General features: G+C 56.2%; 23 protein-coding genes, 2 tRNA genes and 1 rRNA gene. 7 read left to right on the top strand and 19 right to left on the bottom strand.

Annotation, left to right across the window (positions count from 1 at the left end):
- Positions 1-3: 3 nt before the first annotated feature.
- Positions 4-1,347 carry a Na(+)-translocating NADH-quinone reductase subunit A gene (locus tag USH94_RS11810; RefSeq protein WP_111965860.1) on the bottom strand — a complete coding sequence of 448 codons (1,344 nt, stop codon included), beginning with the start codon at positions 1,345-1,347 and terminating at the stop codon, positions 4-6.
- 298 nt (positions 1,348-1,645) lie between these two features.
- Here USH94_RS11810 and dpaA point away from each other — a divergent pair, with 298 nt between their 5' ends.
- A complete protein-coding gene (dpaA, locus tag USH94_RS11805; RefSeq protein ID WP_111965861.1) occupies positions 1,646-2,386 on the top strand; it encodes a peptidoglycan meso-diaminopimelic acid protein amidase in 741 nt (246 codons plus the stop codon).
- Here dpaA and USH94_RS11800 read toward each other — a convergent pair.
- A complete protein-coding gene (locus tag USH94_RS11800) occupies positions 2,357-3,124 on the bottom strand; it encodes a class II glutamine amidotransferase (protein ID WP_111965862.1) in 768 nt (255 codons plus the stop codon). The two genes, dpaA and USH94_RS11800, sit on opposite strands and share 30 nt — an antisense overlap.
- A gap of 46 nt (positions 3,125-3,170) precedes the next feature.
- Positions 3,171-3,749, bottom strand: a complete 579-nt coding sequence (lpcA, locus tag USH94_RS11795; RefSeq protein WP_021242877.1) for a D-sedoheptulose 7-phosphate isomerase — start codon at positions 3,747-3,749, stop codon at positions 3,171-3,173.
- 239 nt (positions 3,750-3,988) lie between these two features.
- Here lpcA and fadE point away from each other — a divergent pair, with 239 nt between their 5' ends.
- Together fadE and USH94_RS11785 are read left to right on the top strand one after the other, a co-directional pair.
- Positions 3,989-6,433 (top strand): acyl-CoA dehydrogenase FadE, encoded by a 2,445-nt coding sequence (gene fadE, locus USH94_RS11790; protein ID WP_111965863.1) that lies wholly within the window; start codon positions 3,989-3,991, stop codon positions 6,431-6,433.
- 108 nt (positions 6,434-6,541) lie between these two features.
- On the top strand, positions 6,542-7,312 hold the full coding sequence (locus tag USH94_RS11785; protein WP_111965864.1) for an amidohydrolase: 771 nt from the start codon (positions 6,542-6,544) through the stop codon (positions 7,310-7,312).
- Positions 7,313-7,363: 51 nt separating this feature from the next.
- On the opposite strand, the gene USH94_RS11780 is transcribed toward USH94_RS11785, so the two are convergent.
- From USH94_RS11780 to dnaQ, 9 genes are all read right to left on the bottom strand, one after another.
- Positions 7,364-8,965, bottom strand: a complete 1,602-nt coding sequence (locus tag USH94_RS11780) for a gamma-glutamyltransferase family protein (RefSeq protein WP_111965865.1) — start codon at positions 8,963-8,965, stop codon at positions 7,364-7,366.
- 9 nt (positions 8,966-8,974) lie between these two features.
- Positions 8,975-9,850: an ABC transporter permease gene (locus tag USH94_RS11775; protein WP_111965866.1), complete on the bottom strand. Its 876-nt coding sequence runs from the start codon at positions 9,848-9,850 to the stop codon at positions 8,975-8,977.
- Between the two features lie 2 nt (positions 9,851-9,852).
- Positions 9,853-10,794 carry an ABC transporter permease gene (locus USH94_RS11770; protein ID WP_023310491.1) on the bottom strand — a complete coding sequence of 314 codons (942 nt, stop codon included), beginning with the start codon at positions 10,792-10,794 and terminating at the stop codon, positions 9,853-9,855.
- An 18-nt stretch (positions 10,795-10,812) separates the two neighbouring features.
- Positions 10,813-12,327, bottom strand: coding sequence for an ABC transporter substrate-binding protein (locus tag USH94_RS11765; RefSeq protein WP_181574055.1), 1,515 nt, complete (start codon positions 12,325-12,327; stop codon positions 10,813-10,815).
- Between the two features lie 2 nt (positions 12,328-12,329).
- Positions 12,330-13,412, bottom strand: a complete 1,083-nt coding sequence (locus USH94_RS11760) for an ABC transporter ATP-binding protein (protein ID WP_111965867.1) — start codon at positions 13,410-13,412, stop codon at positions 12,330-12,332.
- On the bottom strand, positions 13,409-14,422 hold the full coding sequence (locus USH94_RS11755) for an ABC transporter ATP-binding protein (RefSeq protein ID WP_111965868.1): 1,014 nt from the start codon (positions 14,420-14,422) through the stop codon (positions 13,409-13,411). The genes USH94_RS11760 and USH94_RS11755 overlap by 4 nt, the downstream gene beginning before the upstream one ends.
- Positions 14,419-15,138 (bottom strand): FadR/GntR family transcriptional regulator, encoded by a 720-nt coding sequence (locus USH94_RS11750; RefSeq protein ID WP_111965869.1) that lies wholly within the window; start codon positions 15,136-15,138, stop codon positions 14,419-14,421. Before USH94_RS11750 ends, USH94_RS11755 begins: the two co-directional genes overlap by 4 nt.
- A 379-nt stretch (positions 15,139-15,517) precedes the next feature.
- Positions 15,518-15,594, bottom strand: a tRNA-Asp gene (locus USH94_RS11745).
- Positions 15,595-15,726: 132 nt separating this feature from the next.
- A complete protein-coding gene (gene dnaQ, locus USH94_RS11740) occupies positions 15,727-16,458 on the bottom strand; it encodes a DNA polymerase III subunit epsilon (protein WP_048029949.1) in 732 nt (243 codons plus the stop codon).
- 64 nt (positions 16,459-16,522) lie between these two features.
- Between dnaQ and rnhA the strand changes: the two genes are divergently transcribed.
- Positions 16,523-16,990, top strand: a complete 468-nt coding sequence (gene rnhA / locus USH94_RS11735) for a ribonuclease HI (RefSeq protein ID WP_023334599.1) — start codon at positions 16,523-16,525, stop codon at positions 16,988-16,990.
- Here rnhA and USH94_RS11730 read toward each other — a convergent pair.
- Positions 16,987-17,706 carry a class I SAM-dependent methyltransferase gene (locus USH94_RS11730; protein ID WP_111965870.1) on the bottom strand — a complete coding sequence of 240 codons (720 nt, stop codon included), beginning with the start codon at positions 17,704-17,706 and terminating at the stop codon, positions 16,987-16,989. The genes rnhA and USH94_RS11730 overlap by 4 nt on opposite strands.
- Before the next feature lie 32 nt (positions 17,707-17,738).
- Between USH94_RS11730 and gloB the strand changes: the two genes are divergently transcribed.
- Together gloB and mltD are read left to right on the top strand one after the other, a co-directional pair.
- Complete coding sequence (gene gloB, locus USH94_RS11725; RefSeq protein ID WP_111965871.1) at positions 17,739-18,497, top strand: hydroxyacylglutathione hydrolase; 759 nt, start codon at positions 17,739-17,741, stop codon at positions 18,495-18,497.
- A gap of 68 nt (positions 18,498-18,565) precedes the next feature.
- Complete coding sequence (gene mltD / locus USH94_RS11720) at positions 18,566-19,930, top strand: murein transglycosylase D (protein WP_111965872.1); 1,365 nt, start codon at positions 18,566-18,568, stop codon at positions 19,928-19,930.
- 52 nt (positions 19,931-19,982) lie between these two features.
- Here the strand turns inward: mltD and USH94_RS11715 are convergent, their stop codons facing one another.
- The 3 genes from USH94_RS11715 to USH94_RS11705 all read right to left on the bottom strand — a co-directional run bounded on the left by USH94_RS11715 (position 19,983) and on the right by USH94_RS11705 (position 22,944).
- Positions 19,983-20,756, bottom strand: coding sequence for a class I SAM-dependent methyltransferase (locus tag USH94_RS11715; protein WP_111965873.1), 774 nt, complete (start codon positions 20,754-20,756; stop codon positions 19,983-19,985).
- A 75-nt stretch (positions 20,757-20,831) separates the two neighbouring features.
- Positions 20,832-21,632, bottom strand: coding sequence for an endonuclease/exonuclease/phosphatase family protein (locus USH94_RS11710; protein ID WP_024909448.1), 801 nt, complete (start codon positions 21,630-21,632; stop codon positions 20,832-20,834).
- Positions 21,633-21,768: 136 nt separating this feature from the next.
- Complete coding sequence (locus tag USH94_RS11705) at positions 21,769-22,944, bottom strand: MFS transporter (RefSeq protein WP_111965874.1); 1,176 nt, start codon at positions 22,942-22,944, stop codon at positions 21,769-21,771.
- Between the two features lie 104 nt (positions 22,945-23,048).
- On the opposite strand from USH94_RS11705, the gene yafC reads away from it, so the two are divergent.
- The gene (gene yafC, locus USH94_RS11700) at positions 23,049-23,954 is read left to right on the top strand and encodes a DNA-binding transcriptional regulator YafC (protein ID WP_045909864.1); all 906 of its coding nucleotides are present in this window, start codon (positions 23,049-23,051) and stop codon (positions 23,952-23,954) included.
- A 29-nt stretch (positions 23,955-23,983) separates the two neighbouring features.
- Here yafC and dkgB read toward each other — a convergent pair whose 3' ends face one another.
- The 3 genes from dkgB to rrf all read right to left on the bottom strand — a co-directional run.
- Entirely contained in the window at positions 23,984-24,787 is an 804-nt protein-coding gene (gene dkgB / locus USH94_RS11695) for a 2,5-didehydrogluconate reductase DkgB (RefSeq protein ID WP_111965875.1), read from the bottom strand.
- Between the two features lie 160 nt (positions 24,788-24,947).
- A tRNA-Asp gene (locus tag USH94_RS11690) sits at positions 24,948-25,024 on the bottom strand.
- Positions 25,025-25,079: 55 nt separating this feature from the next.
- Positions 25,080-25,184: ribosomal RNA gene (rrf, locus tag USH94_RS11685) — 5S ribosomal RNA — on the bottom strand; the annotation flags it as partial.

Genomic DNA, 25,184 nt, shown 5'->3' with positions numbered 1-25,184 from the left:
CGGTTATCCTTCCTGCTCAATGCGGGTTAACACCTCGCGCAATACCGGTCCATATTCGTATTTGCCTGGACAGACATAGGTACAGAGCGCCAGATCTTCCTCGTCCAGTTCCAGACAGCCCAGCGCCTGCGCGCTATCGGTATCCCCAGCGAGCAGATCGCGCAGCAGCATGGTAGGCAGAATATCCAGCGGCATGACGCGCTCGTAGTTGCCAATCGGGACCATGGCGCGCTCGCCGCCGTGCGTGCTGGTCGAGAAGCTAAACAGCTTATTACGCAAGAAGTGGCCCAGCGTAGTCCGGGTGACGGAGTATTTTTCCGCACCGGGCAGCACCCAGCCGAACAGCTCTTTTTCGCGCCCTTCCTGCACAATGCTGACCTGCAGATGGAAACGTCCCAGATACGCGTGCGTATTGACAGCATGGCGTCCGCTGAGGACCGAACCGGAAATCAGGCGGTTTTCACCCTCTTTCATTTCTCCCACCAGCAGTTCATTTATGTCTGCCCCCAGCAACGTCTTCACCAGGCGCGGGTTTGCAGCCTGCGGTCCACCGATGGCGATTATCCGTTCAGCGCAGAGTTCACCAGTGGTGAAAAGCTTACCGATGGCGATGACGTCCTGATAATTAAGGTGCCAGACCTGTTTCGTCAGGCTTACTGGCTCAAGGAAATGGATGTGCGTCCCGACCAGCCCCGCCGGATGCGGGCCAGCAAACTCATTAAACGTGACCTGCCCTTGCGGATGCCCACCAAGCTTGCCGCCGCCGGCCTGGCAAACGTGGACTTTCCCCGAAGTCAGGCGGGTTAAAACGGTCAGTCCGGCATCAAAGGCTTTGCGCTGCGCCAGAATAACCGGCTGCGGATCCACGCTGAGCGGGTTGGTGTCGATTGCCGTGACGAAAATCGCGGCCGGTTCCGTGCCCGGAACAGGGGATTTGCTGAAGGGACGCGTACGAAGCGCGGTCCATAAACCGGACGCCAGAAGCTGAGCCTGAACGGCGTCACGGTTCAGCGCAGCGAGTTCTGCGGCGTCATAATGGGGAAACTCACGCTTTTCATCGCCTTCAATGCGGATAACCACCGACTGCAGAACGCGCCGTTCGCCACGGTTGATGGCCACAACGGTGCCGCTCGTGGGGGCCGTGAACATCACGCCGGGATTTTTTTTGTCCTCGAAGAGCGCCTGTCCTTTGATCACGCGATCGCCCTCCTGTACCAGCATTGAAGGGCGCATTCCCAGATAGTCGTCGCCCAAAATGGCGACATGACGGACGCTTGCGCCTGTCGAAACGTGCTGCGCGGGCACGCCTGCAATCGGCAGATCAAGTCCTTTTTTTATTTTAAACATGTGGTTAGCAGGTTTCCATGAACAACAATCCAGTGGGCGCAAAGTGTAACATTTTCCCCTTTCCGCGGGCAGGGTATCCGCCATTGCGCGCGCCAAATTGCGAGCTAATGCGCAAAGTTTCTGGAACCATCGCAATTTTGATGGTTTATTAAGTAAAACTAATTTGTAAACTCACCGCCCGGCTCTTGCGAAAATCTATAGCGGTGCTAATGTGAGCGCTCCTAACAGAATAATCTGATTTCGGGTCTCTTTTGCCGTCCTGGCAAGTTGGTCATGGTTTTATCAAGGAACTAGTAGTATGCGTAAAATCGCATTGTTCATTGCGATGCTTCTGATTCCGTGCATGTCGTTTGCCGGACTGCTCAGCAGTAATAGCTCAACGACGCCGGTCAGCAAGGAATATAAACAGCAGTTAATGGGATCGCCGGTTTATATTCAAATCTTCAAGGAAGAACGCACTCTCGATCTGTTTGTGAAGATGGGCGAGACATATCAGCTGCTTGATAGTTACAAAATTTGTAACTACTCCGGCGGACTGGGGCCAAAACAGCGTCAGGGCGATTTCAAAAGTCCGGAAGGGTTCTACAACGTTCAGCGCAGCCAGCTCAAGCCTGACAGCCGCTTCTATAAAGCCATTAACATCGGCTTCCCGAATGCCTATGACCGTGCACACGGTTATGAAGGTAAATATCTGATGATCCACGGTGCCTGCGTGTCTATCGGCTGTTATGCGATGACCGACTCCGGCATTGATGAGATTTTCCAGTTCGTGACGGGCGCGCTGGTCTTTGGGCAGCCTAACGTTCAGGTCAGCATCTATCCGTTCCGCATGACGGACGCCAACATGGCGCGTCACAAATATTCTTACTACGCGGATTTCTGGAAACAGCTGAAGCCAGGGTACGACTATTTTGAGCAGACCCACAAGCCGCCGGTGGTCTCTATCGTAGATGGCCGTTACGTGGTCAGCAAACCGCTGAGCCACGAAGTCGTCCATCCACAGCTGGCGTCAAATTACACGGTCCCCGAGACAAAATAGCACCCACTCGCCTGGCATAATCTTTTGCCAGGTTTCGTTGCCCGTCAGCGGCTGCGTTGCGATAACAGTGACCACATCGTTCGGTGTGGTCTCCTTCTGAAAATCTATCTCCACATCCTGATCGAGAAGCGTCGCAACGCCAAACGGCGCACGGCGGGTGATCCAGAACAGATTCGTCGAGCAGAACGCCATCACATAGCGGCCGTCAGAGAGCAGCATGTTGAACACGCCTTTTTCACGCAGTTCAGTTGCCAGCGTCGCGATATATTTGAACACGGCAGTCATGTTGCCGGGCGTGCGGGGATAGCGCTCCGTCAGCTTGTGCAGCAGCCAGCAGAAGGCTTTTTCGCTGTCCGTTTCGCCAACAGGGCGAAAATTGCCCGTCTCCAGCGATTTATAGCCCGTGAGTTGCCCATTATGCGCATAGGTCCAGTTACGGCCCCACAGCTCGCGGGTAAACGGATGGGTATTTTCCAGCGCCACTTCGCCGCGGTTAGCCTGGCGGATGTGGGCGATCACCGAGCGGGACTTGATCGGGTAGTCCTGTACCAGTTTGGCAATCGGTGAATTAAAGCTGGGCTGTGGATCTTTGAACGTGCGACACCCTTTTCCTTCGTAGAAGGTGATGCCCCAGCCGTCTTTATGCGGCCCGGTTCCTCCACCGCGCTGCACCAGCCCGGTGAAACTAAAGCAGATATCGGTTGGCACATTCGCGCTCATCCCGAGCAGTTCGCACATACATCACCTCCACAACAGCGGGGGCAAGAATGCCCCCAGCGAAGTCTTACTTAGCCATCTCTTTTTCGATCAGCTGGATCAGGATGTGGATCACTTTGATGTGAATTTCCTGAATGCGGTCAGCATAACCGAAGTGCGGAACGCGAATTTCGACATCCGCCGTACCGTCCATCTTACCGCCATCTTTACCTGTCAGGGTGATGACTTTCATCCCTTTTTCACGCGCGGCGGCGATCGCTTTGATCACGTTGCCGGAGTTACCGGAGGTCGAAATCCCCAGCAGCACGTCGCCTTCACGGCCTACCGCTTCTACATAGCGGGAGAAGATGTGATCGTAACCGAAGTCGTTGCCCACGCAGGAGATATGGCTCACGTCGGAAATTGCAATCGCCGGGTAGCCTGGACGGTTTTCGCGATAGCGTCCGGTCAGCTCTTCTGCGAAGTGCATCGCGTCACAGTGAGAGCCGCCGTTACCGCAGGAGAGCACTTTGCCACCCGCTTTGAAGCTGTCGGCCAGCAGGACCGCTGCGCGCTGAATAGCGTGAATATTGGCATCATCTTTCAGAAAGTTAGCCAGCGTTTCCGCCGCTTCGTTCAGTTCGTTACGAATAAGATCCTGGTACATGAGGATAATCCTTCAGTATTGATGAAATAACACAGTGGAGTGTACCGGATAGCGGGAAAAGCGAGAAGCTAAAGCCATGCGATTCGTCCGGCGTTTTGATTTTTTGTGCCGGCTAAAACACGAACAATGTGAACCAGGTTGTAATTATTTTGTAAACACATTGCTAAAGGAATTCACATCAACTACAACCATATCATCACAAGTGGTCAGACCTCCTACAAGCAAGGGAGCTTTTCTTTATGATGATTTTGAGCATTCTCGCAACCGTTGTTCTGCTCGGTGTGTTGTTCTATCACCGTGTGAGTTTATTCCTGAGCAGCCTGATTCTTCTGGCCTGGACTGCTGCGCTTGGCGTCTCAGGCCTCTGGAATATCTGGCTTTTAGTCCCTCTTGCCATCATTCTTCTGCCGTTTAACTTTGCCCCGATGCGTAAATCAATGATCTCTGCGCCGGTGTTCAAAGGCTTCCGCAAAGTGATGCCGCCAATGTCGCGTACCGAGAAAGAAGCGATTGACGCAGGCACCACCTGGTGGGAAGGCGATCTGTTCCAGGGCAACCCGGACTGGAAAAAGCTGCATAACTATCCGCAGCCGCGCCTGACCGCTGAAGAACAGGCCTTTATTGACGGCCCGGTGGAAGAAGCGTGCCGTATGGCGAACGACTTTGCCATCACCCATGAAATGGCCGACCTGCCGCCGGAACTGTGGGCGTACCTGAAAGAGCATCGCTTCTTCGCGATGATCATCAAGAAAGAGTACGGCGGCCTGGAGTTCTCCGCCTACGCTCAGGCCCGCGTCCTGCAAAAGCTGGCGGGCGTCTCCGGGATCCTGGCGATTACCGTTGGCGTGCCTAACTCCTTAGGCCCGGGCGAACTGCTGCAGCATTACGGTACTGAAGAGCAGAAAGATCACTACCTGCCGCGTCTGGCACGCGGTCAGGAAATCCCTTGCTTCGCGCTGACCAGCCCGGAAGCGGGCTCCGATGCGGGCGCGATCCCGGATACCGGCGTGGTCTGCATGGGCGAGTGGCAGGGCGAGCAGGTACTCGGCATGCGCCTGACCTGGAACAAACGTTATATCACCCTGGCGCCTATCGCCACCGTGCTGGGTCTGGCCTTTAAGCTCTCTGATCCGGAAAGACTGCTGGGCGGCGAAGAAGATCTGGGCATTACCTGTGCGCTGATCCCAACCTCTACCCCAGGCGTTGAAATTGGTCGTCGTCACTTCCCGCTGAACGTACCGTTCCAGAACGGTCCGACACGCGGCCAGGATATCTTTGTACCGATTGACTACATCATCGGTGGTCCGAAAATGGCCGGTCAGGGCTGGCGTATGCTGGTAGAATGTCTGTCTGTGGGTCGCGGCATTACCCTGCCGTCGAACTCAACCGGCGGTCTGAAGTCTGTGGCGATGGGGATTGGTGCCTACGCCCACATCCGCCGTCAGTTCAAAATTTCCATCGGCAAGATGGAAGGTATCGAAGAGCCGCTGGCGCGTATCGCGGGCAACGCCTACGTGATGGACGCCGCCGCCACGCTGATTACCTACGGCATTATGCTGGGCGAGAAACCGGCCGTGCTGTCCGCCATTGTGAAGTACCACTGTACCCACCGCGCGCAGCAGTCGATCATTGATGCGATGGATATTGCTGGCGGTAAAGGCATTATGCTCGGCGAAGGCAACTTCCTGGCGCGCGGCTATCAGGGCGCACCGATTGCCATCACCGTGGAAGGGGCAAACATCCTGACCCGCAGCATGATGATCTTCGGTCAGGGCGCAATTCGCTGCCATCCGTACGTGCTGGAAGAGATGGCCGCTGCGCAGAACAACGACGTGGATGCCTTCGATAAGCTGCTGTTCAAACATATCGGTCACGTGGGCAGCAACAAGGTACGTAGCTTCTGGCTGGGCCTGACGCGCGGTCTTACCAGCGCCACGCCAACCGGCGATGCAACCAAACGTTATTACCAGCATCTGAACCGTCTGAGCGCCAACCTGGCCCTGCTGTCTGACGTCTCCATGGCGGTGCTGGGCGGCAGCCTGAAGCGTCGCGAGCGTATCTCTGCCCGTCTGGGCGATGTGTTGAGCCAGATCTTCCTGGCCTCGGCGGTCCTGAAGCGCTACGACGATGAAGGCCGTCAGGAAGCGGATCTGCCGCTGGTACACTGGGGCGTTCAGGATGCGATGTATCAGGCTGAACAGGCGATTGACGATCTGCTGGCAAACTTCCCGAACCGCTTCGTGGCGGGTGCCCTGCGCGCGGTGATCTTCCCGACCGGTCGTCACCATCTGGCGCCGTCCGACAAGCTGGACCACAAGGTTGCGAAGATCCTACAGGTTCCGAGCGCAACCCGCTCCCGCATCGGTCGCGGTCAGTATCTGGCACCGACGCAGCATAACCCGGTGGGTCTGCTGGAAGAGGCGCTGCTGGACGTGATGGCTGCCGACCCGATTCATCAGAAGATCTGTAAACAGTTGGGCAAAAACCTGCCGTTTACTCGTCTGGACGAACTGGCAAAACAGGCACTCGCAGGCGGTATTATCAATAAAGATGAAGCCGCTCTGCTGGTGAAAGCCGAAGAGAGCCGTCTGCGCAGCATTAACGTGGATGATTTCGAACCGGACGAACTGGCGACGCAGCCGGTAAAGCTGCCGGAGAAGCACCGCAAACCTGAAGCGGCATAACGCGTTTCGCTTATACAAACCCCGCCTCGCGCGGGGTTTTTTATTGCCACATTTTCTCGTTATGTCGTGCTACAGTGTCAAAAAGTGGTCGTTTGAGGAGTCTGAATTGTGCCTGGTCTGAAGATTTCTATTTTGCAGCAACCTTTAGTGTGGATGGATGGCCCCGCCAACCTGCGCCACTTTGATCGTCAACTGGAAGGCATTACCGGGCGTGATGTGATTGTCCTGCCGGAAATGTTCACCACCGGCTTCGCCATGGAAGCGGCAAAACAGTCAATGCCTCAGGATGAGGTGGTCGCCTGGATGCATGCCAAAGCGCAGCAGACCAACGCGCTGATTGCCGGAAGCGCCGCTCTGCAGACCGAACGCGGGCCGGTGAACCGCTTCCTGCTGGTGGAGCCGGAAGGGAAAGTGCATTTCTACGATAAACGCCACCTGTTCCGCATGGCGGATGAGCATCATCACTATGAAGCCGGTAACGAGCGCGTGGTGTTTGAATGGCGCGGCTGGCGTATTTTGCCGCTGGTCTGCTACGACCTGCGTTTCCCGGTGTGGTCGCGTAACCGCAACGATTACGACCTGGCGCTGTATGTTGCCAACTGGCCTGCACCGCGCTCCCTGCACTGGCAGTCGCTTCTGGTGGCGCGCGCGATTGAGAACCAGGCGTACGTGGTGGGCTGCAACCGCGTGGGGACGGACGGCAACGGGCATCACTATCGCGGCGACAGCCGGGTGGTGAACCCGCAGGGCGAGATCATCGCCACCGCCGAGCCGCACCAGGCAACGCGCATTGATGCCGAACTGTCGTTGACGGCGCTGAAGGAGTATCGGGAGAAGTTCCCGGCGTGGCAGGATGCGGATCCGTTTAGCATTGAGTGAAATTATCCCCTCACCCCGCCCCTCTCCCAAAGGGAGAGGGAGGATAAAATATTAACTCACCAGCGCCTGCCCGTCCTTGCGGCTTTCCGTCGCGGCCACGTAGTGCCCTTCCGGCAGGCGGTAAATTACCTGCGCGCCACCGAAGTTGTAATCCTGAAGCGGATCTTCCACCACGATCTGATGTCCGCGCTCGCGCAGGGCGGCAATCGTGTTGCGATCGAACGTCGATTCAACGATCACCTCCCTGCCCTGCACCACTCGCCAACGCGGGGCGTCGATTGCTGCCTGCGGGTTTTGCCCGTGCAGCATAATGCGCAGCGCCATCTGCATGTGTCCCTGCGCCTGCATCGGGCCGCCCATAACGCCGAAGGACATCAGCGGCTGGCCGTTGCCGTCCATCGCAAAGCCCGGAATGATGGTGTGGAACGGGCGCTTGCTGCCCGCCAGCGCGTTCGGGTGACTGGGATCAAGCGAAAAACCACAGCCCCGGTTTTGCAGGCTGATGCCGGTGTCAGGCACCACGATGCCTGATCCAAAGCCCATATAGTTGGACTGAATAAACGAGACCATCATTCCGCTGGCGTCCGCGCTGCTGATGTAGACCGTGCCGCTCTGGGTCGGGGAACCGTAGACAAAATCGGACGCCTTGTCATGATCGATAAGCGCCGCGCGTGACTTCAGATAATGGTCGCTCAGCAGCTCTTTCGCCGCGAACGCCATATGGTCTTCATCCGCCACGTAGCGGTCGAGATCCGCCAGCGCCAGCTTCATCGCCTCAATGGACAGGTGCAGGGACTGCACGGAATCCGGATGATGCTTCTCAATGCCGCACTGCTCAAGAATGCCGAGCGCAATCAGCGTGGCGATCCCCTGGCCGTTAGGCGGGAGCTCCTGCACCGAACCGCCCGCGAAGTCGCGCGATAGCAGTTCTACCCAGTCCACGCGATGGCTCGCCAGATCCTCAGCCGTCAGGTGCGCGCCATGTTCTTTGGCGAAGGCAGCAATTTTCTGCGCCAGCTCGCCGCGGTAAAAGGCTTCGCCGTTGGTGCGGGCGATCAGCTCCAGCGAGTTCGCCTGCGCCGGGTTACGGAAGATTTTCCCCACGCGCGGGGCGCGGCCTTCCGGCGCGAAGCAGGCGCTGAAGCCCGGCTGATCTTTCAGCTTGCTATAGCCGCGCTGCCAGAGATGGCCAATCAGCGGGGAAACCGGGAAACCGTTGCGCGCGTAGTCAATGGCGGGCTGCGCCAGCGTGGTCAGCGGCAGCGTGCCGAAGCGTTCCGCCAGCGCGACCCAGCCGGATACCGCCCCCGGCACGGTCACCGCGTCCCAGCCGATTTCCGGCACCGCGGTTTTACCGGCAAACAGATCCGCATGCCAGCTCGCAGGCGAACGACCGGACGCGTTCAGGCCGTGCAGCTTTTCGCCGTCCCAGACGATGGCAAAGGCGTCGCTGCCGATCCCGTTACCAGTCGGCTCTACTACTGTCAGCGCCATCGCGGTGGCAATGGCCGCATCAACGGCGTTGCCGCCCAGCTGCAGCATCTTCATCCCCGCCTGCGCCGCCAGGGGTTGCGACGTGGCAACAGCATTATGGCCCATCATCGGCGGGCGGCGTGAAGCGTAACCGGACGTAAAATCAAGCGCTTTGGTCATCATGACTCCTTAGTCGTGGCGCGGATCGAGCGCATCGCGCAGCCCGTCGCCAAGTAAATTAAAGCCCTGCACGGCAAGGAAAATCGCCACGCCGGGGAAAACGGACATCCACGGCGCCTGCTCAAGGAAACCTTTCGCGGTGTTGAGCATGGACCCCCAGGACGGATTGGGTGGCTGCTGCCCCAGCCCTAAAAACGACAGGCTGGCTTCGGCGATAATCGCTGAGGCAATCGCCAGCGTGGCCTGCACCAGGATCGGCGACATCACGTTGGGCAGGACGTATTTGATGATGATCCAGCGATCCGGCAGGCCAATCGCCCGCGCGCCGTCGATATACTCTTCGTTGCGAATAGCGATCACCTGACCGCGCGTAAGGCGGGCGAAGATCGGCATCGCCGAAAGACCGATGGCGATCATGGCGTTCGTCAGGCTCGGGCCCAAAAACGCCCCCAGCGCGATCGCCATGATCAGGAACGGACACGCCAGCAGCGCCTCGATAAACCGCGAGATCACGCCGTCCCACATCTTCTGGAAGTAGCCCGCCACCAACCCTAGCGGCACGCCGATAACCACCGCGATAACGACCGACATACAGCCCGCCATCAGCGAGGTGCGAGCCCCCCAGATAATGCGGGATAGAATGTCGCGCCCCAGCTCGTCGGTGCCGAACCAGTACATAGCCGACGGCGCTTTGCGCACCGCCAGGAAGTTAGCTTTAACCGGATCGAACGGGGCGATCCACGGCGCCAGCAGCGCCACCAGCACAAAGAAACCCACCACCACCGCACCGATCACCGCGCTTTTATTGCCGAGGAATTTCTTCAGCACCCGGTTTTGCGCCCGCGGCAGCGCGGGCACAACGGTTTGCGTCGTCAGTTCCGCCATGGTTACCCTCGCATTTTCGGATTGATAAGGACGTAGAGCACGTCCGCCAGCAGGTTGAGCATCAGGAAGCCGATTGCCACAATCAGCACCACGCCCTGCACCACCGCGTAGTCACGGTTGAAAACCGAGTCAACGATCATCTTGCCGAAGCCCGGAATGGTGAAAACCTGCTCGGTCAGCACCGCGCCGCCCAGCAGCTCGCCGAACAGCAGCGTGGTGAGGGTGATTACCGGCACCAGCGCGTTGCGAAAGGCGTGCTTCAGGATCACCGCTTTCGGCAGTAGCCCTTTCGCCCGCGCGGTGCGGATATAGTCCGCCTTCAGCACGGCAATCATCGAGGCGCGGGTGTGGCGCATCAGCGTTGCCGCGAGACCCGTTCCGAGCACGGATGCGGGGAGCAGCAGCGTGCGCAGGTTCTGGAGCGGATCTTCACTGAACGGCACATAGCCGGACGCGGGGAGCCACTGCAGGTTTACCGAAAAGACCAGAATCAGCAGGATCCCCAGCCAGAAGTGCGGGATCGAGATCCCCGAGATCGCCACGAAGTTCGCCCCGTGATCGACCCAGCTGTTTTTGTTCACCGCCGCGAGGATCCCCATGCTGATGCCAAACACCAGCGCGATAATCATCGCCAGCAGCGACAGCTCCAGCGTGACCGGCAGCTTGCTGGCGATCAGCTGCGTCACCGGTTCATGCGTACGTAAGGAGACGCCCAGATCGCCCTGCAGCGCCCGCGTCAGCCAGTGGAAATACTGCACGGGGATCGGCGCATCGAGGTTCAGCTCCGCACGCAGCTGAGCGATGACAGCAGGGTCGCGCTCCTCGCCGGCCATAGCAATCAGCGGATCACCGGGCAGCAGCTTTTGCAGCCCGAATACCATCATGCTCACCAGCAATAGCGTCGGAATAGCCAGCAGCAGACGTTTGCAAATCAGTTCCAGCATGGGTTCTCCTCAGGACGTTTATTTCGCCAGCGTCAAACCCGCCAGACGCACGATGCCGTCCGGGTATGGCTTAAAGCCCTGCACGCTTTTGTTCAGACCGAAAATGCGCGGCTCGAAGTAGAGGTAGGCAATCGGCATATCCGTTTGCAGCTGCTTCACCACCTTGTCGTACAGCGGCTGGCGTGCGGCCTGGTCGGTGCTCTGGCGCGCCTGGATCAGCCACTCATCGACCTGGGCGTTGCTGTAGCGGCCATCGTTAAGCGTGCCTTTGCTGTTGATAAAGCCGTAGATGCTGCCGTCCGGATCCGGGCGTCCCGACCAGCCGGAGAAGCTCAGCTGATAATCCCCGCTCTGCTGGCGGTCGAGCAGCGTGGCGAATTCGGTCATCTGCAGGTTCAGATTAAAGCCCGCCTCGGCGACCATCGCCTGCAGCACCTGCCCCACCTGCTGTGAGGTTGGGTTGTTCGGCACCAGCAGGTTGACGTTTAGCGGCGCGGTAATGCCTGCCGCTTTCAGCAGCGCTTTGGCCTTGTCGACGTCACGTGGCGGGACCGGCAGGTTAACGTGATACGGGCTGACCGTCGAAAACGCCTGGTTGGCTGGCGTATACAGTCCTTCAAAGACCACCTGGTTTAACGCATCGCGGTCGATAGCCTGCGAGAAGGCCTCGCGCACGCGGGCATCTTTGAACGGGTCGTTGGCCGGCACCTTGCCGTTGTTGATGTTGAAGGTAATGCCCTGATAGCCCAGGCCAGTTACCTTCGCCAGCGCCAGCTTGCTGTCGGCTTCGACGGTTTTCACGTCGCTGGCGGCGATGCCTTCGGTCAGGTCGAGATCCCCCGCGCGCAGGTTCGCCAGACGCACGGAGGCATCAGGGATCGGCAGATAGATAATTTTGTCGAAGTGGTAGGCGTCTTTGTTCCAGTAGTTGTCGAAGCGGCTCAAAACGATGCGGTCCTGGGACACGCGGCTGTCGAATTTATACGGGCCAGAACAGACAGGATGGGCGGCAAAGTCAGGCTTTTTCGCCGCCTCAGGGGCCATCATCGCGCCCGCGCGGTCGGTGAGCTGCATCAGCAGCGCGGCATCAAGCGTTTTCAGGTGCAGCGCAATCTGCATCGGGCCGGTGACTTCTACCGATTCAACGGAGGAGATCTCGCTTTTACGCAGAGAGCCTTTTAAGGTCAGGGCGCGGTCGAGGTTGTATTTTGCCGCGGCAGCATCGAATTTCTCACCGTCGTGGAAGGTGACGCCTTCGCGCAGATTGAGCGTCAGGGTTTTACCATCGTCACTCCACGCCCAGTCTTTGGCCAGACCGGGGACGACCTTCAGGTTTTCATCCACGTCCACCAGCCTGTCGCACAGGGAGGCAAAGACGAAGCGGCCATAGTAGGTACGCGCCAGATGCGGGTCGAGCATGTCCGGGTCTGCCCCGAGGCCAATACGAAGCACGCTTTCAGAATGGGCGGGCAGCGCCGCGCCAAGCAACATAACGCTTCCCAGTACGGTCAAAAGAGAATTACGGATTGTCATTATCATGAGTTCCTTGAAGGAGGGGACGAGTGGGTAACCGCGTGTTCAAACAGCGCGCGGCGGCGCAGAAAAGCGGCGGATGGCGGTGCGATCTGAATAACGCTGCGATCGCGGTTGATCTCCTGCCAGCGGTGGCAGGCAACCTGACGTCCACCGTCGAGCACCTGATTGATCGGCTCAACCTGGCGGCATTCGTCGGTGCCGTACGGGCAGCGGGTGTGGAAACGACAGCCGGACGGCGGGCTGGCCGGGTTGGGCAGATCCCCCTGCAGCAGCGGTGCGTCGCGTTCAGTGCCCGGCTGCATCTGCGGCGCCGAGGCGATCAGCGCCTGAGTATAGGGGTGCAGCGGCGCGTCAAAAATCTCGTCAACGGTGGCAAGCTCGACGATTTGCCCGAGATACATGACCGCCACGCGATCGCTCATGTGGCGGATCACCGCCAGACCGTGGGCGACAATCACCATCGTCAGCCCCAGCTGGTTCTTCAGGCTCTCCAGCAGGTTAACCACCTGCGCCTGGACGGAGACGTCCAGCGCGGAAACCGGCTCATCCCCCAGCAGCAGCTTCGGTCCCGAGGCCAGCGCGCGCGCAATGCCGATACGCTGGCGTTGCCCGCCGGAAAACTCGTGCGGATAGCGCCCGGCCCAGGCGGCAGGCAAGCCTACGGTCTTAAGCAGTTCGGCGACGCGGTACTGACGGTCCGCTTTCTTCATATTCTGGTGCAGCCACAGCGGCTCACCGACGATCTGCTCCACCGTCATGCGTGGGTTCAGGGACGCGAAGGGATCCTGAAAGATGATCTGCAGCTCGCGGCGGAGCTGATTGAGGCGCGCGCCCGAGGCGTGGGTGATCTCTTCCCCCTGATAAAATACGCGCCCTCCGCTGGCGGCCAGCAGGCGCAGCAGCAGACGGCCAAGCGTGGATTTTCCGGAGCCGGACTCGCCGACAATTGCCAACGTTTCGCCCGGCATGACGGCAAGCGACACGCGATCGACCGCCGTGACAAACCGTGCCGGAGTAAAGAGCTTTTTGGGGCCTGGGAAAAGCTTGCTGAGATCACGGGCTTCAAGTATGGGCGTGGTCATGCGGTCTCTCCAAGGGCAATGTGATGTTCGAGCGGCACGCGGAAGCAGGCGACCCGATGGCCCGCGCCGAGCGTGGTGAGCTGCGGTTTTTCATCATGGCAGCGCGACTGCGCAAACGGGCAGCGCGTCGCAAAACGGCAGCCTTGCGGCATGGATTCCGGGAGCGGGACCGCGCCGGGAATGGTGGAGAGCTGGCCCTTGCGTGCGCCAACGGAGGGAATCGAGCCCATCAGGCCGATGGTGTAAGGGTGCTGCGGATCGGCAAATATCGCCTCCACGCTTCCCTGCTCCACTACCTGTCCGGCATACATCACCGCTACCTGCTGGGCGACTTCTGCCACCACGCCCAAATCGTGGGTGATCATCAGTACCGCCGTGCCGGTTTCTTCTTTTAAGGTGTTGAGCAAGGCGAGGATTTGCGCCTGGATGGTGACGTCGAGCGCAGTGGTCGGTTCGTCGGCAATCAGCAGTTTGGGGTGGTTAATCAGCGCCATTGCAATCATCACCCGCTGGCGCATGCCGCCGGAAAGCTGGTGAGGATAAGCCTTGAGGCGCATCTCTGCCGCCGGGATCTGCACTTTATCGAGGATCTGCAGCGCGACCTTCATCGCCTCTGCGCGCGAGACGTTCTGGTGTCGCATAACCGCTTCGCTCAGCTGATCCCCCAGCGTAAATGCCGGATTGAGCGAGGTCATCGGCTCCTGAAAAACCATCGCCAGCTCGCTGCCGCGCAGGTCGGCATATTCCCGCGGCGAGAGCTTGCGCAGATCGTGGCGGCGAAACAGCATCTCCCCGCTGACGATCTGTGCGCTGGCAGGCAATAACCCCATCAGCGCCAGTGAGGTAATACTTTTCCCGCAGCCGGACTCCCCCACCAGCGCCAGCGTTTCGCCCGCCCTGACGGTCAGCGAGATACCGTCAAGCACGCTAACCGGCGAGCCAGCAAACGTAACGTTGAGGTTTTGCACTCGCAATACGGGCGTTGCGTCCTTAAAAGGTATAGTCGTCATGGCGTGAAGTCGTCCTCGAGGTGGATCGCCTGAATCAGGGCGGTTTGCAGGTTGAGCAGGTGTTCGCGCATGGCGGCCGCGGCTTCATTAGGCTGGCGATGGATAATCGCAGACATGATCTTATGGTGGTGGTCGTTATAGCTGTCGACACGTTCGGGCGTGCGGGCTAATTCACGCAGATGCTGCCAGCCCGGTTCGCGCCGAACGGCATCAATGGCATCAAACAGGCCGAGCATCAGGCGGTTGCCCGCAGCCTCGGCAATAGCCCGGTGAAAGGCGCTATCCCAGAGTTCGTTAAGATCGCGGTCGTCCGGGCTGACCTTGTCGATGCGTTCCAGCATGCGCTGCATAAGCGCGAGGTTTTCCCTGGTGGCACGCAGTGCCGCAAGCCGGGCTAAGCCGGGTTCGAGCTGTAGACGAGCTTCCATCACTTCCAGAAGGTTGGTCTGCTGAACCAATCCCTGAAGGGCCAGCGGTTCAACAGGTGCCGCCGGGCCAATAAAGGTCCCTTTGCCCTGCTTACGCCAGATGCGCCCCTCTTCTTCCAGCACATCCAGCGCACGACGCACTTCACGTCGTCCTACGCCGAGTGTGTCCGACAGCTCACGTTCCGTGGGCAGCGGTATGCCTGGTGTTGACTCGTGCTGGTTGATAAGCCCGCGCAACTGCTCAAGCGCGGTGCTGGAATTGGCCAGAAACCGTGACGGTTTTTCCATATTGGTTCGCTCGCTTTCATCATGACTTTATTTTTATTAACGATAAGTTATTGATATGGAATGACGCTTATCGTGCTAATGATTAAGCAATAACCAAACCAATACGTAATTGGTTCGGTATTTTTTTGGCAAGCGGGAGATAACCAAATGATTCTGCGTGAATTATTTTTACAGAAAGACACATTCTGAATGAGGTCTGAAGAGAGGCGTGGTGGCAAAATGCACAACAACAGTGCAAATAACGCACTACACCTGTGCAATTGTTAATTAATTGCACTATAGACATTAACTTTTTGTTAACGACAAGAGAGAGGATGAGATTACAGAACGCTGAAACGACGAAGGCCTGAATCATTTCTGATTCAGGCCTTCTGAATAGTGGCGGAACGGACGGGACTCGAACCCGCGACCCCCTGCGTGACAGGCAGGTATTCTAACCGACTGAACTACCGCTCCACTGTTCCCGTTTGGGGAACGAGGCGCATATTACGGTGCGCCTCCGATCTCGTCAACGCTTTTTCTCGCGTTTTGAATCGTTTGCTGCAAAAATCGCCCAACCGATGATTTTACAGGCATTCCGGCGCTTTTTCAGGCACGCCACAGACAGCTGCCGCCCTTCTTCTGCACCAGATCAAGACGGGATTCGTGGTTAAGCAGCTCTTCATCACTGGCTAAAACAACCCGCAACCGACTGGCCTGACGAACAACACGCTGAATGCCCGCTTCGCCCTGCGTCTGCTGCGACTCATTTTCCATACTGAACTTCATTGACGTCTGCCCGCCGGTCATCGTCAGATAGACATCGGCCAGGATCTGGGCATCGAGCAACGCCCCGTGGAGCGTTCGCTTGGTATTGTCTATCTCGTAGCGTGAGCAGAGTGCATCCAGGCTGTTACGCTTGCCGGGGAACATCTTCCTTGCCAGCGCCAGACTGTCTGTTACCTTACAGAAGGTGTTCGTCTTCGGGATATCACGATTAAGCTTGCTGAATTCATAGTCCATAAAGCCGATATCGAACGAGGCGTTATGGATGACAAGCTCAGCGCCCTTGATGTATTCCAGGAACTCGTCAGCCACATCCGCAAACGTCGGCTTATCCAGCAAGAACTCATCGGCAATCCCGTGAACGCCGAACGCTTCGGGGTCCACCAGCCGATCGGGCTTGAGGTAAACGTGGAAGTTGTTCCCCGTTAGACGACGGTTCACCACTTCAACGGCGCCGATCTCGATGATCTTATGCCCTTCGTAGTGCGCGCCGATCTGGTTCATACCGGTGGTTTCGGTATCGAGGACGATCTGGCGAGTAATTGCAGTGCTCATAGCGGTCATTTATGTCAGACTTATCGTTTAACTGAACGTTTCGAATACAGGAAGTCTACCAGAGATGCGTAAACAGGTAGAAATTTTCACCGATGGATCTTGTCTCGGTAACCCAGGGCCCGGCGGCTACGGCGCGATTATGCGCTATCGCCAGCACGAAAAAACCTTTAGTGAAGGCTATTTTCTGACCACCAACAACCGGATGGAGTTGATGGCGGCCATCGTGGCGCTGGAGGCATTAAAAGAACATTGTGACGTGGTGTTAAGTACCGACAGTCAGTACGTGCGTCAGGGGATCACCCAATGGATCCATAACTGGAAAAAACGCGGCTGGAAAACCGCCGATAAAAAACCGGTCAAGAACGTCGATCTCTGGAAACGTCTTGATGCTGCGCTGGGTCAGCACCAGATTAAATGGGAGTGGGTTAAAGGCCACGCAGGCCACCCGGAAAACGAACGCTGCGACGAACTGGCGCGTGCTGCGGCATCCAATCCTGCACATGAAGATGCAGGCTATCAGCCCGACGTCTAATCGGTTTTTTTGTACTGCCGCGTCGCGCCGACGGTCTGGCGGATGGGCGTTTTCGATTTGCTCTGCTTCATGGGGTTAAGCGTAAGCGGAATGGTTCGCTTACGCGCGACGATAAACTGCAAACAGCCCAGGGCGGGGAGATGGGTGCTCAGCACCACGCCACCCTGACGCGCCCAGGGCAGCACCTGAAAACCACCGTAGCAGAGCACTTCAAAGTTCAGCAGTGAAAGCCAGTCGAGCTGGCGCATCATGGTGAACATCCGGCTGTTGTAAGGTGGATTCCTGCGTAGCACCGGCACCAGCTTACGCAGCCCCATCAGGCTTAACGGATTGAATCCGCTAAGTACCAGCCAGCCGTCATCAATAAGCACGCGATCGGCTTCACGAAGCAGACGATGCGGATCGCTGCACCAGGGCAGCGTGTGAGCGAGTAAACACGCATCAACGGATTTTTCCGCAAATGGCAGATGCAACGGATCTGCTTTTACCTGAACCGGCGATCCGCCGAGAGAGACGTTGACCTGATGCGAGATAGCGCAGCTTTCGGTATTGATTTCCGCGCTGAGATTGCCAATCTTAAGCAGGTGAAAGCCATACATTTTCGCGAGCCAGGGCTTCAGCTGTTGTTCTAACGCTTCGCGATAATATTCACCCCAGGGCAATTCCGCCCAACGTTCCGGTGCTGCGACAGTCTGAGGTATCCTTGCCGGTTTCATCAAAACACCCGCCACGCTATAAGAGGTAATGTATGAATCTTATCAGTATTCCAGCGTTTCAGGACAATTACATCTGGGTTTTGGTTGACGACGATCGTCGATGTGTCATTGTCGATCCCGGAGAATCGGCCCCTGTTCTGCGCGCAATAAAAGAGAACGACTGGCAGCCAGAAGCCATTCTGTTGACGCATCATCATAACGATCACACTGGCGGCGTGCCTGAACTGCACGCTCATTTTCCGCATCTTGTGGTTTACGGACCGGCAGAAGCACAAGATAAAGGAATCACGCATGTAGTCGAAGAAGGCGAAAATATCCTCATACGTGAGTGGGAGTTTTCCGTATTTGCTACACCGGGTCACACTTTGGGACATCTGTGTTTCTACAGTAAGCCTTATCTTTTTTGCGGCGACACCCTGTTCTCCGGAGGCTGCGGAAGACTGTTTGAAGGCACGCCAGCGCAAATGTACCAGTCTTTACAGAAGATTAACGCATTGCCCGATGACACCGTTATTTGTTGCGCTCATGAGTATACATTAGGAAATATGAAGTTTTCCGTCAGCCTGTTGCCTGAGGATCGGGCGATTAAGGATTATTATCACAAAGTGAAGGAGTTACGTGCAAAAAACCAAAAAACACTCCCCGTAATTCTGAAAAACGAGCGCCAAATTAATTTATTTTTACGAACGGATGATATTGATTTAATTAATAAAATTAACCAAGAAACAAATTTGCAACAACCAGAACAGCGATTTGCATGGTTAAGGTCAAAGAAAGATAACTTCAGATAATTGCGGGTTGCCTTTTCAAAATTTCGCCGTTATCATCGCTCGTCTTTTAAGCAACTATTGACACACACATGAAGGCAAAAGCGATATTACTCGCCTCTGTCCTGCTTGTAGGTTGCCAGTCACAGAATGGCAGCAACGTACAACAGCACGCACAGAGCCTTTCTGCAGCTGGTCAAGGGGAAGCAGGGAAGTTTGCAAGTTCGGCGCGCTGGATGGACGATGGAACATCTTTCGCGCAGGATCAAGACTTGTGGACCTCTATCGGCGACGAGCTAAAGATGGGAATTCCGGAAAATACCCGGATTCGCGAACAGAAACAGAAGTATTTAAGTAATAAGAGCTATCTCCACGATGTAACGTTACGGGCAGAGCCGTATATGTACTGGATAGCCGGGCAAGTTAAGAAACGTAACATGCCTATGGAGCTGGTACTCCTACCCATAGTGGAGAGCGCTTTTGACCCACACGCGACGTCTGGCGCCAATGCCGCGGGCATTTGGCAGATCATTCCGAGCACAGGGCGAAACTATGGTCTGAAACAGACCCGCAACTATGATGCGCGTCGTGATGTTGTCGCTTCAACGACAGCCGCTCTCGACATGATGCAACGTCTGAACAAGATGTTTGACGGCGACTGGCTGTTAACGGTCGCAGCGTATAATAGTGGCGAAGGTCGTGTACTGAAGGCAATGAAAGCGAATAAAGCACGGGGTAAATCCACCGATTTTTGGTCGCTCTCACTGCCACAGGAAACAAAGATTTACGTACCGAAAATGCTGGCTTTGAGCGATATTCTCAAGAACAGCAAGCGTTACGGTGTACAACTGCCAACACCAGACGAAAGTCGTGCACTGGCGCGTGTTCGCCTCAGCAATCCAGTTGATATTAAACAGGTTGCTGATATGACGGGTATGTCGGTAAGTAAATTGAAAACCTTTAATGCTGGCGTTAAAGGCTCAACCCTGGGGGCAAGTGGCCCGCAGTATGTAATGGTTCCGCAGAAACATGCTGACCAGTTACGTGAGTCTTTAGCTTCTGGTGAAATCGCCGCCGTTCAGTCAACGCTGATCGCGGATGCTTCATCAGTCAACACCCGTAGCTATAAGGTTCGTTCAGGTGATACGCTTTCGGGCATTGCGTCACGTCTTGGCGTGAATGCGAAAGATCTGCAGCAGTGGAATAATCTGCGCAGCTCCGGCCTGAAAGTGGGTCAGACTCTGACGGTAGGTGCAGGTAGCAGCGCGCAGCGTCTCGCCAGCAACAGCGATAGTATTACCTATCGCGTGCGCAAGGGCGATTCATTGTCCAGTATCGCAAAACGACACGGCGTAAACATCAAGGATGTGATGCGCTGGAACAATGATACTGACAATCTGAAACCTGGCGACCAGCTGACGCTGTTTGTGAAGAACAGCGCTACGCCAGACTCCTGATAGCACGATCGAAAGATAAAAAGGCACCGATTCCCCTCGGTGCCTTTTTTGTTTATCCCGCTTTTTGCGCTTCACCCATGATGGTATCGCTGGTGAATGAACCATCGTTCTGCAGTTCAAAGTACGCCTTTACCTCCGCGGATGCACTCTCCTGATACAGCCTGATCGCCTGGCTTAATGCTTCCGGAGTGCGCATACGAGCGATCCAGGAACTGAACTCCAGCGGTAAGCGATCGGTAATCAACGCGCGCGCGATCAGCCCCGCTTCAGTTATAAGCGACAACCACTCTCCGCTGGAGTAATTTTGCACGTGCGAAGTATCGCGCAGCGCTTCTACCGTTTGCAGCCAGATATTGCGCACCGGATGTCCAGGTGACATCACATCCATAATGATGAATGTTCCGCCCGGCTTCAGAACGCGTTTGACCTCGCGTAATGCCTGGCCGACATCATGCCAGTGGTGCGCGGAATAACGGCTGATAACCACCTCAAACGACGCATCATCAAACGGTAAGGATTCGGCATAGCCCTGGCGCGTATTGATGTTGTTCAGCCCCTTCGCTTTCGCCGCCTCGGCAACAACGTCCAGCATCTGGCTGGATAAGTCATACGCGGTAACGTGCGCCACCTGCTGCGCAGCCGTAAAGCTGGCATGCCCAGCCCCGCAGCCTAAATCCAGAACGTGCGCCTGCGGGAACGCAGACAGACGTTCACCGAGACGCACCAGATCGCGACCTGAAGCGTGCACGGCGCTGCTCAGATAGGCATTTGCCTGAGAACCAAACTGTTTTTCTACGTTGTCATGATGGGAGTGTGTTGTTGTCATCGTACTGTCCTTTGTGAGTGAAAAATAAAGGGCAGCACCCGCGCAGGCCTGCCCCACGGCAGACCTGACACACCATTATTTATCAGGTTTGCCGGGACTGAATTCGACTAGTAGAGGATTATGATCCGAGGCGCGAGTCACCAGAACAGAGGCATCGTGCACGCTCAAACCACGATAGAAGACAAAATCGAGAGGACGACCAAAGGCTTTTTTGCGCTGGTCATCGCTAAAACGAACTTCACGCAACGACATTTCGCGCGCAAAGCGATAGAGCGCATTCATGCGCGGACGGCTCCAGGCATTGAAATCACCGGCCATAATGATGGGCCCGCTGTGATGGGCAATCTGATCGCCGATCGGAAGTAACTGCTTACTGTAGACATCCACGCCCAGGCTGAAATTTACCGCATGGATATTCACAACCATCAGCATTCGGGTATCCGGCAGCGGATAGACCGTCACCAGCGCCGATTTCGCCAGACGCAGGATAGGCTCGCGTTCCCGCAGAGGACAGCAATAGACCGGATGTGCTGCTGAAAGTGTCATCACACCTGAGGGATGTTGCGGCAGGACAAACGCAGGCACCTGGTCGGCGGCAAGATAGTTCGTGGTGGCAAACCGTACCAGCTCCGGGGTGGTTTGCGCCTCCTGGAGCAGAACCAGGTGGGCATCTTTTCCAAAATTCTTGAGTACCGATAACCATTCGGCACGCTGCTGCTTAAAAATATTCCACACCAGTACGCGGATTTTCTCATCGCTACTTAACGGTGTACCGGCGGGTAATGCCTGGCTTATGCTCGCAAATGACCCCGGAGGCAAGATCCTCTCCGCGGGCATTCCGGCAACATAACGCATGGCATAGGTATTTTTTCGCACTTTTGGAAACAGCCTCTGTAACATGAACCAGCCCGGAAAACGGACTGGTTCTAATGTTATAGGGACTTTAGGTCATACTTTCAACGCAATTTCTGAGAAACCGCTTTCCAGTTTTGTAAGCAAGCGCTTACTTATATTAACCCAGCGCGACGCGAGCAGGTTTATCAAGGCGCCCACTCAGGCCAATCAGCAGGAAGGCCACCAGAACAATCACCGCTCCAATCCACGGGGTCTGGGTTAATCCGAAGTGTTCGACGGTTTGCCCACCAACGATGGAGCCCAGCGCGATACCAATATTAAAAGCGGCAATATTCAGGCCGGAAGCCACATCCACTGCATTAGGCGTATAAAGCTCGGCTTTCTGTACAACGTAGACCTGAAGCCCGGGCACGTTGCCAAAGGCGAAGATCCCCATGACCAGAACCGTGACCAGCGCGGCGTAGTGTATCGAAGCGGTGAACTGGAAAATTATCAACAGAACAACCAGCGCGGCGAAGATAAATTTCAGCGCAGGTACCGCGCCATGCTTATCCGCAAGCTTGCCGCCCCAGATATTGCCAATGGCAACGGAAATACCGTATCCCAGCAAAATCCAGCTTACGGCATTGGGGGAGAAGCCAGCCAGATCCTGCATCATCGGCGCCAGGAAGGTGAAAGCGGTGAATACGCCGCCATAACCCAATGCAGTTACCGCGTAGATGATCAGCAAACGCGGATGCGTAAGCACCTTCAGCTGATCGCGCAGGCTGGCGCTCGCCCGGCCTGGAATATTCGACGGCACCAGCAGCAGGCTGGCCACCAGGGCGATGACCCCCAGTAAGGAGACGGCCAGAAACGTTTCACGCCAGCCGAAGTGTTGTCCGATGAACGTTCCCAGCGGTACGCCCGTAACGAGTGCAACGGTCAGTCCACCAAACATGATCGCAATGGCGGAGGCCGCTTTCTCTTTGGGTACCAGGCTGGTTGCAATAGTGGAACCAATCGAGAAGAACACCCCGTGCGCAAGGCCGGTCAACAGACGGGCAATCACCAGCGTGGTGTAGTCCGGTGCCTGCCAGGCCAGAATGTTGCCGGCGGTGAACAGCACCATCAGCGCGACTAACAGCTGCTTACGCGGAAAACGCCCGGTCAGTGCCGTCAGCACTGGTGCTCCGACGGCGACGCCCAGAGCGTAGATAGACACCAACAGCCCGGCAGAGGGTAACGAGATCGCAAGCTGGTTAGCAATAGTGGGAACCAGTCCCACGATAACAAATTCGGTCGTGCCAATTGCAAAGGCACTGATCGTCAGGGCAAGTAGCGCCAGTGGCATAAAATACTCCGTATCATCAGGATTAAGATGACAGGCAGTATGCGCCAGTGCTTAAATAACAAAAATGGTCAAAATCTCAATAGAATTTTGCAGGTGGTGCAACAATGAAAGCTACATCGGAAGAGCTGACAATCTTTGTCGCCGTCGTTGAAAGCGGCAGCTTTAGCCGCGCGGCCGAACAGCTGGGACAGGCTAACTCAGCCATCAGCCGTTCGGTAAAAAAACTGGAGATGAAGCTTGGAGTGAGTTTGCTCAACCGAACGACGCGACAGCTGAGCCTGACGGAAGAAGGAGAGCGTTATTTTCGCCGCGTGCAGTCGGTACTGCAGGAGATGGCCGCAGCGGAGACCGAGATAATGGAGACCCGCAGCACGCCGCGCGGATTGCTGCGCATTGATGCAGCCACGCCGGTAGTGCTTCACTTTCTGATGCCGCTGATCAAACCTTTCCGCGAACGCTATCCGGAGATGACGCTTTCTCTCGTCTCCTCAGAGACGTTTATTAACCTCATCGAGCGTAAAGTGGATGTGGCTATTCGGGCGGGAACGCTGACCGATTCAAGCTTGCGTGCCCGCCCTCTGTTTGCCAGCTACCGTAAAATTATCGCGTCGCCACAGTATATTGCTGAACATGGTAAACCGGAGACGGTTGAAGAACTGAAGCAGCATCTGTGCCTGGGCTTTACGGAGCCGGTATCGCTGAACACCTGGCCTGTAGCCTGTCATGATGGTCAACTTCATGAAATTACGAGCGGATTGTCATCTAACAGCGGGGAAACGCTGAAGCAGCTGTGCCTTGAAGGCAATGGTATCGCCTGCTTGTCAGACTATATGATTGATAAGGAGATTGCCCGAGGTGAGCTGGTGGAATTGATGGCCGATAAACGCCTGCCGGTCGAAATGCCTTTTAGCGCGGTGTATTACAGTGACAGAGCGGTGAGTACGCGCATTCGTGCCTTTATTGATTTTCTGAGTGAACATATAAAAACAGCTCCCGGAGGAGCTGTGTGAGGGTTCAGGTTACAGAGGGCGGGTCAAACTTAATCCCAGTCAGGAGCTAAACCTTCCGGGCTGACCAGACGATCGTTGCACTCCAGCGCGGCAATCGCTTTTTTATCGTCAGCATCCAGATGAAGATCCATTGCTAACAGGTTGCTGGCCAGGTTTTCACGCTTAGTTGATGATGGGATCACGGCATAACCTTCACCCATTGCCCATGCCAGAATGACCTGCGCGGCAGTCGCGTTATGTTTCTCAGCGATACGCGTAATCACTTCATCTTTCAGCGCCTTACCGTAGGCCAGCGTCATGTATGAGGTGATATGGATCCCGTGCTGTTTTGCCCAGTCCACGACTTTACGATTTTGCAGGTACGGAGACAGCTCAATCTGGTTGGTCGCAATATTTTCAGCGCCAACAGCAGCAATAGCTTTTTCCATCAGCGGGATCGTGAAGTTGGAGATCCCAATTTCGCGGGTTAATCCCTGCTTTTTCGCTTCCAGCAGCGCCTGCATGAAATCTTCCACGGAGACGGCATCGTTCGGCGATGGCCAGTGGATCAGCGTCAAATCCACGTAGTCAGTACGCAGTTTTTTCAGGCTCTCTTTCAGGCTTGGGATCAGCGTGTCTTTGCTGAGATTCTCAATCCAGATTTTCGTGGTAATGAACAGCTCATTACGCGGTACACCACTCTCTTCGAGAGCTTGTCCAACGGCAGCTTCGTTTTCATAGATCTGTGCCGTATCAATTGCGCGATAGCCAAGTTCAAGAGCGGTTTTAACTGATGCGATAACTACGTCGTCTTTCAGGCGGAAGGTGCCCAGACCAAATGCAGGGAGAGTCATACTATTCCTCAATGGTTATGTTCGTAAACTGAGGACGATTATCGCTGGCGGTTTTATGGAGAAAAAGATCGTAAAACGCAGAGGATTTTTGCTGATTTCGCAATAATTAAATATCAGATAAGAAAAAAGCCCTGAGCGTTAGCTCAGGGCTTTTAATAAGTGGCGGAACGGACGGGACTCGAACCCGCGACCCCCTGCGTGACAGGCAGGTATTCTAACCGACTGAACTACCGCTCCACCGAAGACTGCTGTAATCACCGGATTTATGCACCGGCTTACTACTTAATTTGATGCCTGGCAGTTCCCTACTCTCACATGGGGAGACCCCACACTACCATCGGCGCTACGGCGTTTCACTTCTGAGTTCGGCATGGGGTCAGGTGGGACCACCGCGCTA

Origin of the sequence: Enterobacter sp. 148H3 (genome assembly GCF_034107425.1) — a bacterium.
GTDB classification, from domain to species: domain Bacteria; phylum Pseudomonadota; class Gammaproteobacteria; order Enterobacterales; family Enterobacteriaceae; genus Enterobacter; species Enterobacter vonholyi.
Note: the sequence above shows the minus strand (reverse complement) of the source record. Positions and strands in the feature narration are given on the sequence as shown.

Coding starts and splice junctions, on each gene's coding strand:
- USH94_RS11810 (WP_111965860.1), bottom strand. CDS start 1,347: ATGTTTAAAATAAAAAAAGGACTTGATCTGCCGATTGCAGGCGTGCCC.
- dpaA (WP_111965861.1), top strand. CDS start 1,646: ATGCGTAAAATCGCATTGTTCATTGCGATGCTTCTGATTCCGTGCATG.
- USH94_RS11800 (WP_111965862.1), bottom strand. CDS start 3,124: ATGTGCGAACTGCTCGGGATGAGCGCGAATGTGCCAACCGATATCTGC.
- lpcA (WP_021242877.1), bottom strand. CDS start 3,749: ATGTACCAGGATCTTATTCGTAACGAACTGAACGAAGCGGCGGAAACG.
- fadE (WP_111965863.1), top strand. CDS start 3,989: ATGATGATTTTGAGCATTCTCGCAACCGTTGTTCTGCTCGGTGTGTTG.
- USH94_RS11780 (WP_111965865.1), bottom strand. CDS start 8,965: ATGACCAAAGCGCTTGATTTTACGTCCGGTTACGCTTCACGCCGCCCG.
- USH94_RS11775 (WP_111965866.1), bottom strand. CDS start 9,850: ATGGCGGAACTGACGACGCAAACCGTTGTGCCCGCGCTGCCGCGGGCG.
- USH94_RS11770 (WP_023310491.1), bottom strand. CDS start 10,794: ATGCTGGAACTGATTTGCAAACGTCTGCTGCTGGCTATTCCGACGCTA.
- USH94_RS11765 (WP_181574055.1), bottom strand. CDS start 12,327: ATGACAATCCGTAATTCTCTTTTGACCGTACTGGGAAGCGTTATGTTG.
- USH94_RS11760 (WP_111965867.1), bottom strand. CDS start 13,412: ATGACCACGCCCATACTTGAAGCCCGTGATCTCAGCAAGCTTTTCCCA.
- USH94_RS11755 (WP_111965868.1), bottom strand. CDS start 14,422: ATGACGACTATACCTTTTAAGGACGCAACGCCCGTATTGCGAGTGCAA.
- USH94_RS11750 (WP_111965869.1), bottom strand. CDS start 15,138: ATGGAAAAACCGTCACGGTTTCTGGCCAATTCCAGCACCGCGCTTGAG.
- dnaQ (WP_048029949.1), bottom strand. CDS start 16,458: ATGAGCACTGCAATTACTCGCCAGATCGTCCTCGATACCGAAACCACC.
- rnhA (WP_023334599.1), top strand. CDS start 16,523: ATGCGTAAACAGGTAGAAATTTTCACCGATGGATCTTGTCTCGGTAAC.
- USH94_RS11730 (WP_111965870.1), bottom strand. CDS start 17,706: ATGAAACCGGCAAGGATACCTCAGACTGTCGCAGCACCGGAACGTTGG.
- gloB (WP_111965871.1), top strand. CDS start 17,739: ATGAATCTTATCAGTATTCCAGCGTTTCAGGACAATTACATCTGGGTT.
- mltD (WP_111965872.1), top strand. CDS start 18,566: ATGAAGGCAAAAGCGATATTACTCGCCTCTGTCCTGCTTGTAGGTTGC.
- USH94_RS11715 (WP_111965873.1), bottom strand. CDS start 20,756: ATGACAACAACACACTCCCATCATGACAACGTAGAAAAACAGTTTGGT.
- USH94_RS11705 (WP_111965874.1), bottom strand. CDS start 22,944: ATGCCACTGGCGCTACTTGCCCTGACGATCAGTGCCTTTGCAATTGGC.
- yafC (WP_045909864.1), top strand. CDS start 23,049: ATGAAAGCTACATCGGAAGAGCTGACAATCTTTGTCGCCGTCGTTGAA.
- dkgB (WP_111965875.1), bottom strand. CDS start 24,787: ATGACTCTCCCTGCATTTGGTCTGGGCACCTTCCGCCTGAAAGACGAC.